Origin of the sequence: Agrobacterium sp. CMT1, assembly GCF_037203725.1 — a bacterium.
Lineage (GTDB): Bacteria > Pseudomonadota > Alphaproteobacteria > Rhizobiales > Rhizobiaceae > Agrobacterium > Agrobacterium pusense.
On record NZ_JBBCAR010000019.1, the window covers coordinates 258,110 to 272,198 of the forward strand.

17 protein-coding genes are annotated in these 14,089 nt (G+C 59.5%); 13 read left to right on the forward strand and 4 right to left on the reverse strand.

Annotation, left to right across the window (positions count from 1 at the left end; translation table 11 throughout):
• The first annotated feature begins 189 nt into the window (after positions 1–189).
• Positions 190–450 carry a type II toxin-antitoxin system Phd/YefM family antitoxin gene (locus tag WA845_RS24225; RefSeq protein WP_337322774.1) on the forward strand — a complete coding sequence of 87 codons (261 nt, stop codon included), beginning with the start codon at positions 190–192 and terminating at the stop codon, positions 448–450.
• A gap of 316 nt (positions 451–766) precedes the next feature.
• Here the strand turns inward: WA845_RS24225 and WA845_RS24230 are convergent, their stop codons facing one another.
• Together WA845_RS24230 and parS are read right to left on the reverse strand one after the other, a co-directional pair.
• A complete protein-coding gene (locus WA845_RS24230; protein WP_112637468.1) occupies positions 767–1,273 on the reverse strand; it encodes an RES family NAD+ phosphorylase in 507 nt (168 codons plus the stop codon).
• Entirely contained in the window at positions 1,270–1,755 is a 486-nt protein-coding gene (gene parS, locus WA845_RS24235) for a type II RES/Xre toxin-antitoxin system antitoxin (RefSeq protein WP_112637467.1), read from the reverse strand. Before parS ends, WA845_RS24230 begins: the two co-directional genes overlap by 4 nt.
• A gap of 403 nt (positions 1,756–2,158) precedes the next feature.
• Here parS and WA845_RS24240 point away from each other — a divergent pair, with 403 nt between their 5' ends.
• On the forward strand, positions 2,159–2,482 hold the full coding sequence (locus tag WA845_RS24240; RefSeq protein ID WP_337322775.1) for a DUF736 domain-containing protein: 324 nt from the start codon (positions 2,159–2,161) through the stop codon (positions 2,480–2,482).
• Between the two features lie 113 nt (positions 2,483–2,595).
• A complete protein-coding gene (locus WA845_RS24245) occupies positions 2,596–2,871 on the forward strand; it encodes a hypothetical protein (protein ID WP_443111982.1) in 276 nt (91 codons plus the stop codon).
• A gap of 65 nt (positions 2,872–2,936) precedes the next feature.
• Here WA845_RS24245 and WA845_RS24250 read toward each other — a convergent pair whose 3' ends face one another.
• Entirely contained in the window at positions 2,937–3,215 is a 279-nt protein-coding gene (locus WA845_RS24250; protein ID WP_337322776.1) for an HU family DNA-binding protein, read from the reverse strand.
• A gap of 395 nt (positions 3,216–3,610) precedes the next feature.
• On the opposite strand from WA845_RS24250, the gene WA845_RS24255 reads away from it, so the two are divergent.
• Positions 3,611–3,775, forward strand: coding sequence for a hypothetical protein (locus WA845_RS24255; protein WP_337322777.1), 165 nt, complete (start codon positions 3,611–3,613; stop codon positions 3,773–3,775).
• Between the two features lie 191 nt (positions 3,776–3,966).
• On the opposite strand, the gene WA845_RS24260 is transcribed toward WA845_RS24255, so the two are convergent.
• On the reverse strand, positions 3,967–4,242 hold the full coding sequence (locus WA845_RS24260) for a WGR domain-containing protein (RefSeq protein WP_112637465.1): 276 nt from the start codon (positions 4,240–4,242) through the stop codon (positions 3,967–3,969).
• A 1,590-nt stretch (positions 4,243–5,832) separates the two neighbouring features.
• Here WA845_RS24260 and WA845_RS24265 point away from each other — a divergent pair.
• The 9 genes from WA845_RS24265 (at position 5,833) to WA845_RS24305 (ending at position 14,046) form a co-directional block, all read left to right on the forward strand.
• Positions 5,833–6,294, forward strand: a complete 462-nt coding sequence (locus WA845_RS24265; protein ID WP_162696203.1) for a hypothetical protein — start codon at positions 5,833–5,835, stop codon at positions 6,292–6,294.
• Positions 6,295–6,501: 207 nt separating this feature from the next.
• Entirely contained in the window at positions 6,502–7,419 is a 918-nt protein-coding gene (locus WA845_RS24270) for a lytic transglycosylase domain-containing protein (protein ID WP_337322778.1), read from the forward strand.
• A gap of 162 nt (positions 7,420–7,581) precedes the next feature.
• Positions 7,582–7,941: a TrbC/VirB2 family protein gene (locus WA845_RS24275; protein WP_100911728.1), complete on the forward strand. Its 360-nt coding sequence runs from the start codon at positions 7,582–7,584 to the stop codon at positions 7,939–7,941.
• 2 nt (positions 7,942–7,943) lie between these two features.
• Positions 7,944–8,270: a VirB3 family type IV secretion system protein gene (locus WA845_RS24280; RefSeq protein ID WP_100911729.1), complete on the forward strand. Its 327-nt coding sequence runs from the start codon at positions 7,944–7,946 to the stop codon at positions 8,268–8,270.
• A 3-nt stretch (positions 8,271–8,273) separates the two neighbouring features.
• A complete protein-coding gene (locus WA845_RS24285) occupies positions 8,274–10,793 on the forward strand; it encodes a VirB4 family type IV secretion/conjugal transfer ATPase (RefSeq protein ID WP_337322779.1) in 2,520 nt (839 codons plus the stop codon).
• Positions 10,771–11,943 carry a lytic transglycosylase domain-containing protein gene (locus WA845_RS24290; RefSeq protein WP_337322780.1) on the forward strand — a complete coding sequence of 391 codons (1,173 nt, stop codon included), beginning with the start codon at positions 10,771–10,773 and terminating at the stop codon, positions 11,941–11,943. The genes WA845_RS24285 and WA845_RS24290 overlap by 23 nt, the downstream gene beginning before the upstream one ends.
• 23 nt (positions 11,944–11,966) lie before the next feature.
• Positions 11,967–12,758: a conjugal transfer protein gene (locus tag WA845_RS24295; protein ID WP_337322781.1), complete on the forward strand. Its 792-nt coding sequence runs from the start codon at positions 11,967–11,969 to the stop codon at positions 12,756–12,758.
• Entirely contained in the window at positions 12,755–12,961 is a 207-nt protein-coding gene (locus WA845_RS24300; RefSeq protein ID WP_337322782.1) for a hypothetical protein, read from the forward strand. The genes WA845_RS24295 and WA845_RS24300 overlap by 4 nt, the downstream gene beginning before the upstream one ends.
• Positions 12,962–12,969: 8 nt before the next feature.
• Positions 12,970–14,046 carry a type IV secretion system protein gene (locus tag WA845_RS24305; protein WP_337322783.1) on the forward strand — a complete coding sequence of 359 codons (1,077 nt, stop codon included), beginning with the start codon at positions 12,970–12,972 and terminating at the stop codon, positions 14,044–14,046.
• Positions 14,047–14,089: the final 43 nt, after the last annotated feature.

A 14,089-nucleotide genomic window follows, 5' to 3' on the forward strand; every position in this document is an offset into this window, starting at 1 on the left:
ATGCTGTCGGTGATGCCAGCCGGATTGATCGTCTTTCTTGGAAACGGCATCACCGGCAACCTCGCCGACAAGGCGCGTCGCCTCGGAATTCCAGTCTGGCAGGCTTCAGGAGACGGCGCGTGAGCGCCGTTTTCCTTTAAATATGGAAAAGATGGTGAAATTGGATCATATGTATTGGAGACGATAGCCATGAAACAGTTCATGACAGGCGACTTGAACAAACAAATTGGCGATATTACTGACGCGGCGAGCCGCGAGCCGGTGATTCTCACCCGGCACAAGAAGCCGCGTTTCGTGCTGATGAGCTACGAGCACTATCAGGGCATGAGCGCTGGCGGCAATCCGCGCCGCGCCTACGCTGTATCGGAAATGCCCGCCGAGCAAGCGGAACTGTTCGACGAGGCGCTCGATCGGTTGACGCTTGGCGAAGGCTACGACGATGAGCCATGAACTTCGCTTCAGCCAGGTGATCGGTTATCCTATCTTCGAGAATGACAGGATGAACGCGGTGAAACGGAAGGGCGCAAGGTCCGGCCTACAAGAGCCGTCGTCGCAGTACGTACCGCTTTCGATGGAAACAGCACCTCACGCAACAGCCGCAGTCGAGCGCCTCACTCTTGTGTCCTGAACATCGAGCGCAAGCGTACCGGGTTAGTGAGCTAAGGCAGTGCTTGATCATGGCGGATGAATACAATTACGACATCAGGCACGTCAGCCACCGCCGCGGCGCTGCCTTCAGAGCAGGCTTCATCCAATTCCTGGTCGTCTAGGATCCGGGTGGGTGCAATCGCGTGTCGAGCGCGAACGTTTCCTGGAATTTCAGCGAGTAGGCACCCGCCCCGCCTCCCGCCAGAAAGATCAGGTTCCAGCTGTGCGTCGAGACCGCACTGGGGATCGCGACGAACCGGTGTCGGCGCAGCAGCGCGTCTCCGAAGGCCTGTTGTCCCGCACCGGGAATGCCAGGCCGCAGCCAGTTGGGATTGGGTACGGCGGCCGGATCAACGACGTGGACATGGGCGGGGTCGGCAATGACAGCCGCCGTCATCATGTGGGCGACCGTATCGAGTGCCCGAAATCCCTTGTGCACCGCGACCTCGAGGATCGCCGTCGCCGGATCAAGCGAGCAGTAGACCGCCCGCACACCCTTGCTGTTCCAGCGTCCGCCAACCCGATAGGCGCCTTCGCCACTATCCCATGTCGTCGCATGGATGGCTTGATCGAGCCGCCATGCCAGAAGCTCGGTTCCGCCGAGCGCAATCGATCGAAGGATCATGCATAGACGCCGTACTCGAGCCGGTCTAGATGATCCTCGACCAATTCAACGCCGGCGGGCGTGCCGAGAAGATCAATCGGGCGGCGCTGATCAAGCCCGATCGCTGGGCGTTCCAGCCATTGCTCGGCCTCCGCCTGCGAGCCGAAGACATCCGTCGCCTTAGCAAGGATCTCGGCGAACTTCCAGGCCCGGCCACTCTGTTCCTGACTGAGCGGCTTGGACAGCGCGTCCTTCCGGCGCTGCCAGGTGCGCAGGCTCATGCCGACCGCTTTTTCCAGCGATTCGTTCTTGCCTATGACGACAAGATTGCCGACAAGGTGATCGAGCGCTGAGGCCGGCAGGCCGTGCAACAGCAGTTCATGCGCATCAAGCACACTGGTCAACCGGCGCGCAAGCACCCGCGAACCGCCTAGCAGGGCTTCGATCTTCTGCAATTCTCCACCAGCGACCGTTGTGGAAGGGGCTTTAGCTGCGAGGGCCATCATCGTTCTCCACGTCAAGTGTCGCGTACAATATGTCATCTGTCGTGGTGTTTTTCAAGGCGGGGCGCATCCAGCCCAGCTAGACCGGGATCATGACGTTCCCTGTCGCTCCCGTCCCCTCGGCTTGGCCGGTGGCAGAGGTCGTTGATCCGAATGCCACTCACGCATGCCACGAGCGCGGTACCTGGCGGGTCCGCAAGGGCAGCCAGGGCGAGGTCTCACCGCCGCCGTCGCAATCAAGGACCATTCCCGTTCTTTATGTCGCCTTTCTAAGGGACCGGCTGCGATCAGCGTCAACCCCGCAAGGGGGTTCCCCTTCGCTTTGCTTCGGTGACGCCTGCGGCACAGCCCCTTCTTCGGGCGCCATCGGGAATGGTCCCGATGCAACGAAGGAGACAATCCCATGGCTACCACGATCGCAACCCTCACCGAAAAGACCGACGGCACTCTCGAAGGCGTCTTTGCCACCATCCGGGTCAACGCCCCGATCGCCCTCGTCGCGAACGCCAGCAAGGCGAGCGACGAAGCCCCTGATTACCGCATCATCCATCGCAAGACCGGCTTTGAGATCGGCGCAGGCTGGAACCGCATCTCCCGCCAAACCGGCGAGGAATACATCTCCACGAAGATCGAAGCCCCTGAGATCGGCGTGATCTTCGGCAACGTTGCCCCGGCGCCAGGCGGCGAGCCCGGCAAGAAGGTCATCCTCTGGAACAGCCCGGCCTGAACCGGACCGCCGGCCCCGAAATCGGGGCCGGCGCTCCCCGAATTCGAAGGAGGCCGCCTTGAGCCGCTACACGATTACTGTCACCCGAACCGCATCCCGCCACTCAGACCCAGATGCGATCATCGGCTACGACCGCCCGCTTCAGACGTTCTTTCTCCAGGCATCCGGATGCCGAAGGCGGGAATCTTGAACTCTGGCTGGGCACTGAGCTGAAGGAATTCGAAACACTGTCGCAACTGCGCACCGCAGCAATCGCACGCGGTTTCGTCTTCATACCGTTGGCGTCGAGCATTGTTCACAAGCTGCTCGACGACCATGTCCGTGAAGCGCATCACGTTGTCAGCGATACGATTATTCAGGATCTTATAAACGTGACATCTGCCTGCTGATGCAAGCCTAGAACGAAACAGCCCGGCACGCTTGCCGGGCTGTTTTTTTTGCTTGCCTGGTAAGATTACTTGTTCAGCGCATCCTTGAGAGCCTTGGCAGGCGTAAAAGCCAGCTTTTTCGCGGCGGCAACTTTGATCGTCGCACCAGTCGCCGGATTGCGCGCCTCGCGCTCCGGAGTGTCCTTCACCTTGAATTTGCCGAAGCCGGGCAGCGACGTCTCTTTGCCGGCAACCGCGGCCTCGGTGATGGAAGCAATCACCGCCTCGACGATGGCTTTCCCTTGCGCCTTGGTAAGGCCATGCTCGCTTGCAATTTTGTCGGCGATTTCATTGGTCGTGGTCATTTTCTTCTCCGCATCGTTTCAGATGCAGAATCCCTGCCATTGTGGACCGGACCTGTCATCGACACACTGTGGCAAATGCTGCGGAAAGCCCGGATCTCCACAGATATTCATGTGGTCAGGTGTCAGATAACCCGAAGACGGCCATCGAGCCCGTCCTCGGGTTCGGGTGCGATACGGAGAGAAATTGTCTGCTCAGTCCGTCCGAGAATGCCATGGCGCCATGCCCGCCTCAAGGACGAGCGGTTCCCCCAATGTTGCCTCCGCTCCGGTTCCCTGCGCTCCGACAAAATCGGCACCCCCACTCGCCGGCGCCGCCGGTCGCTCGCACGATCCTTGACCCCGCCACGCCCCCATGAACGAGCGCGTCGTCTTTCACAAACGTCAAGGAGACGACGATGCTTCTGGAACAACACATTGAAGAACTGCGGGCCGAATTGCGAAACGCCGTGTACCGCGACGAACGCCGCGAAATCGAGGTCGAGCTGGAACTCGCATGCGCCGAGTTGGCGGTGATCATGGCCGAGCAGGAGGATGTCATCGACGTGGAGCCGCCCTTCTGAGGCCGCTTTTGCCAAATCGTCTGGTCTGACGCGCCGGATCGACCGGCGGTTCAAACCCGAAGCTTCGGTTTGCATCCGCGGTCGCCGGAACGAGCCCCGTTTCCTGATTGAAGGTAGCGGTCGGATCCGCATTCGTCTTCAACGCCAGGCCATCCCGGGGGGGGCGGCGTCGCCCCTTGGCGCACCCTTTGCTATCCGTCAGCGATTTCAGCTTGCCGGACAGGCGGTTTCGGCCTGTATCCGCGCGACCGTCTCTTTCGCAGAAGCTGAAGAAAGAGCCTGACCGCTTCTTCCTCCCGCGCGAAATGATGCTCCCGCCTTTGACCTGCAGCACCGATCCGACCCCATCGACGAATGAGACAGGCCTCGCCGAACAGGTTGGGCTCGATCGACATGGCATAAAAGCGGGCCATGTTTTTCCTGTCGTCGATGCGTTCGACATAGATCTGGTAGAAGTGTGCAATCATGAAACGGAGAATCGGACAAGGCGGACTCGGCGTCCAACGACATATTTGAATCGGTCGGCCTTGATTGATTCATGCTGATGATGGGTTTCCGGCGGATAATCTGAGCGAGCCGCCCGCGGCGATAGGTGCAAGCGGGCAACGCTCACTGAGCCCGAGAACGGTCTCCGCCCATTCGGGTCGCGTCCTTCCCGCGGTTGCGGCACAAACGGAGAAGGTTGGGCCGGTCAAGCGGACGCTGCCGCGACTTCTCCACACAAGACCGAGAGAAGGACTGTCCTTTGCTGCGCCCTCATGCTCCGGCTCCGGCTTCACGCAATCCTCCCCACCTGCGGCGCGCTCGCCGTCTCCTCGTTCGCTTGCAATCGATGCCGGGCTACCGACATCCCGGCAAGTCACGACGACGCCCCGTTTCATATCTCCCACCAAACCGGTCCCGCGCCTCGCTGCTGCTCCGGCGCGCATGACATGCCAAGCCTGTGTTCGCTGTTGCTTCGTCTGCCGACCCGCAACAGCATGGGCGCGTCGGGCACGGCGCCCGGACCGCTTTGGTGGGAGATGGCAGGATAGGCTATTGGTATACCAATAGCCGTTCGCCCCAGGGGCGATCGTCTCTAAGGCGAGCAGGCGACCTCTTGGATTATTGACCCCAGACGCGATCGGGAAAGCAACTCTTCAGCGAATAGGTGAACGGGCGAAACCGCGAATAGGCAAAATGCCGATCCGCCGGTTGAGCAACCGGTTGGTTGGGTGGGTGGCCAATACAGCGAACAGGGGTCTCAGCGCGTCGGCCTTTGAGGGACCAGGCCGCTCGGTGAATCAGCCTATCCCTGAATCAGGCAGCAGGCGTCTGTGCAAATGAGTGAATAGGTGGAGCGCCGATCCACCAAACGACGGTTTGGCTTCTGGGTAAATCGGCCTGTGAGCGAACCAATGGCTGAGCGTCTGTGTGGACGAGTGTTTGCGTAAACAGGTGGACGCGCGTAGCTGCGATTGAATGTTTCGAAGAAGCAGCGGGTGAGTAATCAGGTAAACGCGCGTCCGCGCGTACAGTGCTGATCAATTGTCGGAGTTACGAGGTGCCGGGAAGCAGCGTCACATCGAGTGTGAATATGTGACGGGCGGTCCGTCGTTCGGTACGGCCCGGCCTATGGGCCCCCTGCACGAGCTTGAAGCCTCGTATTCTCGATGAGGCGATGATTTCGCTGATCTCCGTGCGAAGCATGGCTGATTGTCAGCCTGAAGAGGTCGGCGTTCGGAAGAGAGGATGCCACTGGATTGCTTCGAGGTTGTCGCAGTTCATCGCACTTTCCATTCTTGAGAACCTGGTATATGACTGCTCAAAATTATACTGAAGTACAAGTTTTGCGGCGGTCTCTATCCGTTGCCGGTGACATCTCTCACGTGTTGCACGGTGCCGGCCAGCGGTTCTGCGCAGATAACTGCAAGGTCTTCCGAAGCGAAACAGCAGGACGGTTTCCCACTAACGAGCCACCGCGCAACCGTCGTCATCCTTTTGTGGGCTCGCGCGAGATCTCTTTCTCAGGGCTCTCGAACACGCCGCATACCGGCAGGAAACTTAGGAGGTGAGCCGTGGAAATCCTGAAAGCTCTGTTTTGGCCGTTGGCCATTGCGATCCCGTTGGCAGCGTGCGGACAACTTGAGCAGCCGCCCCGGCCGCTGCCGCCAGCGCCCTACGCCTATCTCAGTCTTGCTGCCTGCAAACACTATCCAGCGAATATGGTTGAGTGTCAGCTGGAGTACGGTACGCAGTTTGGGCGCCACCGACTCGGCCCGGTACAGCAGGTCTCACGCGATCTGAAGACGGATCTCGATCGTTCTCCCTATCAGGTTTCATCTTGCTGGCCTGCTTCCAGGATCCAGCGGGAACTCCCGAATTTCACGTGCCGAATCTATCGTGCGCATTCAGGGGCCGATGCTGGGTCCGTGCTCGTCAAAGGAGGCACTGCGGTCAGACTGGCTCGTATTTTTGGCGATCGCGAGCAGATTTCTTACCGCTGGAAGCCCGATCAATGGTCAAGGGTACGCAACTGAATTCATTGGGCATTTTAGTAACTCTCGGCTCATCCCATAACAGAACTTGCACTACAGTGCTATTTTTTGATTGATTTCCCGCTCGGATTGCAGTTCAAAACTTGTACGGCAGTATAAGTTATGGACCCGTTCGAAATGGATGACAGCCCGCCTTCTTGTGTGAGCAACCCGACAGCCAGGGCGTCGCGACGGACAGTCTGGCCCGCTGTGACGTCACTGCTTCTGGCGGCCAGTTTTGCCTCGACTTCCGCCGAGAATGATCCACGCCGGAAAACCGAAAGCCGCGAGCTTAGCGATCGGCCCATCCGTTTTGCCCTCAACCATTCGGAAGAGCGCGCCACGCCGGCAACACCTGTGGCGGTATCGCTTCTTGGTGTGACGCCCGAACATCTATTGCCGCCAGCCATTGATCTCGCCAATTTCAACGAACGTTATTGGGGGCGGGCCGAAATCAACGCCGCCACCGAAAATCTTTCCTTCGCCGCAAAAGCAAGGACCCGATCCCGGCTTGCCGGTCCTCAACTATCGGGACAATTGGCGCGCGACATGAGAACATTGCGTGACCGCTCCGTGTTCTCACCGATCAGCGTCTTCTCGTTTGAGCCGGGACGAGGGGAACGGGCCGGCGATCCAGCTGTAGAGGCCGGCAATGCCGCGGATCAAACATCGACGCAAGCTCGTCCCGACCTGCTTTCGGGCGTGCCTGAAGAATACGCAACACTCGCGGTGCGAATAGCGGTTGAAGAGAACGTTGATCCGAACTGGGTGCTGTCGATCATGCAGTCGGAGAACGCGCGCTTCGATCCGAACTTGGTCAGTTCGGTCGGCGCCGTCGGTCTGATGCAGGTGATGCCAAAGATTGGCGATGCTTTCGGCGTCCGTGACCTTGCTGATCCCGAACAGAATATTCGGGCGGGAACGCGTTTCCTGCGTGTGCTCATCGACAAGTATCGCAACCCGGTGCTGATCGCCTCCGCGTATAATGCCGGCGAACCCCGCGTCGATGCGCATCAATCCTTGCCGCTCATCCGCGAAACTGCGGACTATGACCGGTGTTGTCGGCTACTACACCGGCAAGCCGGCGATCTCCCAGCCTTCAACGCCTGGTCCAACACCTGGCCTTGAATCCGATCCGCACCGCCGCACGGGCCCGGTCGACCGGGCAAGGTCGCCAATGCTCGTCTTCTCCGCTGCAGATCCACTCGTATCGGACAACCACCTTCAGCCGCCGCTGGCAGCGGCGCAACACGGCGGTCCGGTCAAAATCGTCAAGGAAGAGGTAGTTCAATGAGCATAATGGTCACGGTAATTCTTGTTGGCAGCGTCACCTGGCGCTCCCTGTTTAACCGTAAGTGGGTCAGCCATGTCGCTATGGTATTGCTTGCGGCCTCGATCCTGTTTGTCAGTCAATATGAGCCGGCCGCCGCGCAAAGCCTTGATGCGCTGGAGAATGCTGCGGACAGACTCGTGCAGTTCTTTACCGGCCCCTTCGGCCGGTCGGTCGGGGCGATAGCGTTCATCGGCATGTTCCTGGCTGCCGCTTTTGGTTTCTGGTCTTGGGGAGCGCTCCTGCGGGTCGGTGGAAGCCTCGCGGGCATGTTTGCTGCCGCTGAGCTTGTCGACTTCCTCGCTGGCTCCGGGTCGTGATCATGACGAACTCTGCCAACAAATCCGCAGGCGGGGACGACTACATCGAATCCTATCCGGTCATCCTTGCCCTCACGCGTCCGCCGACAGTGATGGGGATCCCTTACACCTATTTCCTCGCTGAATGCTTCATCTCGCTCATGGTGTTCATGGTGCTGGGTTCCATTCTGTGGTTTCCCGTCTCCTTCGTCACCCTGCACGGCATTCTCTACGTGCTGACGGTCAAGCTCGACCTCTGGTTTTTTGACATCCTCGGGCGCCTCAGCATGTGCGGCGTCAATCCCCTCGGCCGCAGGCTGGGCGGGGGCATCCGGACCTACGGAGCTTAATCGATGGGCACCACGGCACGATCGCTGAAGGGAAGCTTGTCGAAGGGCTGGGAGATCTTTGCCGATCGCGGCATCTCGGCTCACGTTCCTTTCTACGTCCCGATTGAAAACGGCATTATCCGGCTGAAGAACGATTGCCTGGTATCGACCTTGCGTCTCACCGGCTTCTCGTTCGAAACGGCCGATATCGAAACTATCAATATGCTGCAGCGGCAGCGCAACGCCGCGTTTCGCGCCATTTCCTCGATCGGCAGCTTTGCGCTCTACACCCATGTTGTCAGGCGTAAGGTCGCACCGTCCTTGCCGGCGACGTTCGCCGACCCTTTCATTCAGCGTCTGGACGATGTCTACCAGGCAAGCATCTCGAGGAACGAGATGTTCGTCAACGACACCTACGTCTCGCTCGTTGTGCGGCCGCTATTCAAACAGGGCTCTGCGCTTTCCCGCATCATGGGCATTGGAGGCGATGTCGTGCGGAAAGAGCAGCTCCGCTCCATTCGAGACAAACTGGTCGAGGCGACAAAAGCACTGGAGAAATCGCTCGCTGCCTATGGTCCCAAAGTCCTCCGCGACGTTCAGCGCGTCCGGGTTGACCTTGGAAACGGGAAGACGGTTTATCGCGACTTTTACGAAAACATGGAACTGGACGAGGGCGCATCCAAAGCCTGGTTTTCCGAGCAATGTGAATTTTTCTACACGCTGCTGAATGGCGGTCGTGTCCGGCCCATCCGGCTCGGCAACCTGCCCATCGACGCCATGCTGCCAGCGCGTCGCACGTCGATCGGCAACCGAACGATCCATCTTCAGGGTGATACTGCCGGCGACGACCGCTACGCCGCAATGGTCTCTTTGAAGGAGTATCCGCCCGAGACCGGCGCCGGCATGCTGGATTACATTCTCAAGCTCCCATTCGAGATAGTGCTCACACAGTCCATGTCCTTCATCGACGACATGGCGGCGAGAAGCCGGATCGAGCGCCTCGATCGGCAGCTGTCAAAGGCAGACGAGGGCGGTTCCAGCGTGCAGGCCAGTCTCGATATTGCGCGGGACGAACTGGCGAGGAAGCGCGTGGCCTTCGCCGAGCATCATCTCACCGTCATGCCGGTTGCGAAATCGACGGCCCAGCTTGACGATGGCGTTGCTCTCATCGGCAACGAGCTAGGTGCGTTGGGCGCTTCCTATGTCCGCGAGGATCTGAACGCCGAACCGTCCTATTGGGCGCAGCTCCCCGGGAATCAGGCCTATATCGCCCGTCGCGCGGTGATCTCGACGCTCAATTGCGCCGGCCTAAGCAGTTTCCATGCCTATCCCTATGGCAAGCCGGATGGCAATCACTGGGGACCGGCAATTACCATATTCGAGACGACGTCGGGCACACCGTTCTTCTTCAATTTCCACCAAGGGGACGTTGGGCATACGACGGTATTCGGGCCGACGGGTTCTGGCAAAACCGTCATCATGGCATTTCTGATTCTTCAGGCCTACCGCGTCAGCCCGCGTCTGAAGACCATCGTGTTCGACAAGGACCGTGGTCTCGACATTATGGTTCGTGCAGCGGGCGGAACCTACATGACGCTCGAACCCGGCGAGCCGTCAGGTTGGAACCCTCTGCTTCTTGATGATACCGAGGAAAACCGCGTTTTCCTCTATCAGCTCTTGAGCTTCATGCTGAAGCCGTCGAAGGAAGGCGAGAGCCTGACGCCGCAGGAAGAGACCATCATCCGCACTGCGATCAAGTCGATCCTTAAAACCAGGGATCGGTCCTATCGCCGCCTGTCGTCACTTCGTGCCCTGCTTGCGGGGAGTGAGCGGACCGAGGGAAGTCTGATCGCACGGCTCGACAAGTGGGTCGATCACGGCCCTTATGCGTGGCTCTTCGATAACGCCGACGACAATCTCGATATTTCGCGGCCGATGGTTGGATTCGACATGACGTCCATCCTCGACGACCCGCCGGTTCGCACGGCAGCACTTCTCTACATGTTCCACCGGTTGGACGAAGTCTACGACGGCAAGGCGGCGATCATCAACCTGATGGACGAAGCTTGGAAGCTGCTCGACGACGACGAGTTCAAGCGAACGATGAAGGACTACTTCAAGACCATCCGAAAGCGGAATGGTCTTGTGATCTTCGGCACGCAGTCCGCTGATGACGTGGTGCAGTCGAGCGTCAGCCGGACGATCATCGAACAGACTTCGACCAACATTTTCTTTGCCAATCCCAAGGCGGACGAAAATTCCTACATGGAGCACTTCGGCCTTTCCAGGGCCGAATTCGACTGGGTCAAGAATGGGGATCCGGCCTCACGCTTCATGTTGATCAAGCACGCGAAGAGCAGCGTGATCGCTCGTGTCGACATGTCCCACATGCCGGAGTTCATCAAGGTCCTTTCCGGCCGAGAAGAAACCGTCCGCGAAGTTGAGATGCTTCGCGAGGAATACGGCGACGATCCGAAGAACTGGCTCTCGAAATTTTGCGACTGGGAGGGGGATGCGTCCGATGACCAACGCAAGGCTTCCTGAACTGGCAACCGTCAGTGCCGTGGTACTGGCCAGCGTGTTCGGACCAGTCGCGGTGCTAGCGCAGGTACCGGTGAACGACGACGCCCGCCGCAATATCCAGCAGGAGACCGAGAACTGGTACAAGACCTATCAGTCAGACACGAGAAGCGTGAAGGGCGCGTCCGGCGGAACCACGGACAGTGTTGCGCCCGGGCAGGGCTCTGGTGCGCCAACCGATTGCTCGGCCGAGGGTATGGGCGGTGAAGCCGCGCCGGCCGGCCGGTCGAAGCGCACCTATAGCCAGCAGGAAGTCGCCCGATTGGTTGCAGACGAGGCGATCCGCCAGGGCGTCGATCCGAACTTTGCGCTGGCGATTGCCGAGCAGGAGTCACGTTTTCGCCAATCCGCGCGCTCACCGGTTGGCGCGACCGGCGTCATGCAGCTGATGCCGGGCACCGCGGCCGGGCTTGGTGTCAATCCTTACGACCTCCGCGACAATATTCGTGGAGGTGTGAAATACATCAAGCAGCTGCAGGGCATGTTCGGTAATCGCTACGACCTGATCGCCGCCGGCTACAATGCCGGACCCTATCGCCAGTCGCTTCAAAACGGCCGAATTCCCGATATTCCCGAAACGCAGGATTACGTCAAAAAGGTCTCATACTACTATAGCCGGAACAAGGCCGAGAACGGCGACAGAAGTCCCCCGGGCGAGGGCGTCGAGAGGGAAACCGCCAGTGAGGTCAGTGGATGCGGCGAGCAGCTGAAGAAGGCGGTCGACCGTAATACTGAGGCACAGGTCGAACGTAGTTCGGTCTGGAACGAGCTTCTGGGGAAATCGCTGGCAGCCAACCAGCAATATCTTCACCGTCTGCAGGCAGGTCTCCAGTCTTCGTCGGCGGGTCTGCGTGGCTCAGGTGGCGGCAACGCCAAGGACCACGATGGTTCCCTTGTGATGGCCGAGGTCCAGTGCCCCTCGGCGACGATCGGTTCCGGCAATGTCAAATGCTTTGCCGTGCCATCCACCGCTACCACCGATCAGATCAGGCGCTGGCTCGAAGACCTCCAGGACCAGGCCCGTGCCAGTGGCGATGTCGCGACCTTCTCGGTGGTGGAGGATCCGGCGCTTGGACTGGTGACGGTCGTCGATGCCCGGCCAGCGGCAAATTGAACAGGAAGAGAGAGGACAGGCAGATGAAAAAATTCGTTATCGCCGCAGCGCTTGCCATCACCGCAACGTCAAACACCTTTGCGCAGGTGCCGGTCAAAGACGCAGATAATATTGCTGTTAGCAGGGAAATCGAAAAACTCTCGAAGCAGATCCAGGATGACACCTCGATCGTCAAGGATAACACGACGAAGACGCTTCAGGCGATAACCGGCGACCGATCGCAGGATGCCAGCCAATTCGCGAAACTAGCAACAGGCAACGGCTTCAGCATGGGACAGGCGCCTGATTTCAGCAGCATCCTGTCCGGAAACGAAGCGTTGTTCGGCGGCATCAGCGGTGAATTTCAGAACACTGCCGCCAAGCTGATCAACGGGCTCAATCTGGTGAAGATGGCGGTCGATACCGTCAAGGGAGGGGAGCTGTCCGGCGCCAATCAGGCCTACTCGCAAGGCATCAACGCGCTGACGACATTGACTGCCCTTACCGACGCAATGAACAGCGCCACGAAGGAGCGTCAGAACGCCTTCATGCAGGCGACGGAGCAGATCGGCACGGCACAGGATTTGAAGGGCGCGCTCGAACAGAATACCCAGATGGTGCTCCAGGGCAACCAGACCGCAAACGAAGCCGTCGGCTCCCTCAACAACCAGGTGATGTTGCTGAACCAGCAGTACAAGGCGGCACTCGCGACCTCTTCCCAAAACCTTAAGACCTTCGCGACGCTTCCGGACAACGTGATGCGCGATGGCGGCGGTGGCGCTGACGGGGCATTGGTCCGCGACCAGCTCAAGGCATTCGAGGAGCAGACCCAGTGAGGTTCGTCCCGTTGCTGATATTGGCCACTGCGACCCTGTCCGGATGCGGCGGCAAGTTTGAACAGCTGGCGAAATGTTCGGCTGACGAGAACCCCGTCCCAGCCCTCGGCTACGCGGAACAGCAGAAAGCGGCGCCGCCGCAACAGGCGCTTGCGCGGATCGTCAGCAACGATTGCGGTCCGATGCGGCTCGTTAATTCCTAAGAGGGGGGATGATGGATCCGGTCAGTTACGCGATCAACTTCTACGGCGACGCACTCCGGTATTTCGACAGGATCAACGAGGCCTCGCTGGAGAGAGCGTGGGGTCTGTTCGCCGAGAATGGCGATCTCGTCTCATCCATCCTGGCCTTGTTCCTCATCCTCTATTTTCTCTGGGCCGCGCTTGGCTTTTCGAGCGTCTCAGTTCAGGACATGGCGATCACTGCCTCAAAGCTCGCGCTTGCCTATGCGCTGGTCATGTCCTGGGCCACCTTCTACGACAATATCGGTCAGTTCATTTTGACGTCGCCTCAGGATCTGGGTGCTGCCATTTCCTCCGCGATGGGCGGGCAGTCCGCCGGCTCCGATCTTGCCGCGCAGGTCGCCAGCATGTCGCGCAAGGTCTACGACTTCGCCATGCAGCTCTTCAATTCCTACGAATCCGGATGGCTGCCGAACGTCACCGGTGCGGTTGTCGTCTTCATAGTTCTGGTCTTCGGTCTCTTGCCGATGCTGCTGATCCTGACCGGCGTAACGCTGTTTGCCAAAATGATCACCGCTGTCATGCTGGCGATCGGCCCGATCGCCATCCTCTCCTATTTCTTCCGGATCACGCGGTTCGTCTTCGACGCCTGGGTGAGGGGCATCGCCTATGGCATGTTCATGCTGCTTTTCACCTATGTCATGGCCGGACTGTCGTTCGGATTTCTGATCGGCATGATGGACACGATAAACGGCGACATGGCGACAAGGGAAAACGCGCTCGCGATCGTGCTCGCCATGGTGCTCTATCTGGCGCTGATATCCTATTTCATTTTTCAGGTTCCCGAATTCGCGCGAACATTCGCCTACGGCACAATGACTGCAGTCACTCCCGGCGGAGGCGGCGCCAGTGCGCTATACGGCGCTGCCAGCGAAAGATTAGGTTCCAGCACCTCGCGAGGCGGGCAGGCCGGAGCGGTGGCCCTTCCCATGCTGGCGGGTCCAAAAGGCGCGTTGACGGCGGTTTCGCTTTCGGGCCGCGGGGCAATGACGGGCGCTGGCGCGCTCGGCCGGATGCTGACAATGCGCCGGCGAAACGGCGAGTGAGGTGAGACACCCGCTGGTCATTTAGGCTTTTCATGCGGACAGC

Coding starts and splice junctions, on each gene's coding strand:
- WA845_RS24305 (WP_337322783.1), top strand. CDS start 12,970: ATGATGGATCCGGTCAGTTACGCGATCAACTTCTACGGCGACGCACTC.
- WA845_RS24290 (WP_337322780.1), top strand. CDS start 10,771: ATGACCAACGCAAGGCTTCCTGAACTGGCAACCGTCAGTGCCGTGGTA.
- WA845_RS24280 (WP_100911729.1), top strand. CDS start 7,944: ATGACGAACTCTGCCAACAAATCCGCAGGCGGGGACGACTACATCGAA.
- WA845_RS24260 (WP_112637465.1), bottom strand. CDS start 4,242: ATGATTGCACACTTCTACCAGATCTATGTCGAACGCATCGACGACAGG.
- parS (WP_112637467.1), bottom strand. CDS start 1,755: ATGGCCCTCGCAGCTAAAGCCCCTTCCACAACGGTCGCTGGTGGAGAA.
- WA845_RS24245 (WP_443111982.1), top strand. CDS start 2,596: ATGCGATCATCGGCTACGACCGCCCGCTTCAGACGTTCTTTCTCCAGG.
- WA845_RS24250 (WP_337322776.1), bottom strand. CDS start 3,215: ATGACCACGACCAATGAAATCGCCGACAAAATTGCAAGCGAGCATGGC.
- WA845_RS24275 (WP_100911728.1), top strand. CDS start 7,582: ATGAGCATAATGGTCACGGTAATTCTTGTTGGCAGCGTCACCTGGCGC.
- WA845_RS24255 (WP_337322777.1), top strand. CDS start 3,611: ATGCTTCTGGAACAACACATTGAAGAACTGCGGGCCGAATTGCGAAAC.
- WA845_RS24295 (WP_337322781.1), top strand. CDS start 11,967: ATGAAAAAATTCGTTATCGCCGCAGCGCTTGCCATCACCGCAACGTCA.
- WA845_RS24230 (WP_112637468.1), bottom strand. CDS start 1,273: ATGATCCTTCGATCGATTGCGCTCGGCGGAACCGAGCTTCTGGCATGG.
- WA845_RS24285 (WP_337322779.1), top strand. CDS start 8,274: ATGGGCACCACGGCACGATCGCTGAAGGGAAGCTTGTCGAAGGGCTGG.
- WA845_RS24240 (WP_337322775.1), top strand. CDS start 2,159: ATGGCTACCACGATCGCAACCCTCACCGAAAAGACCGACGGCACTCTC.
- WA845_RS24225 (WP_337322774.1), top strand. CDS start 190: ATGAAACAGTTCATGACAGGCGACTTGAACAAACAAATTGGCGATATT.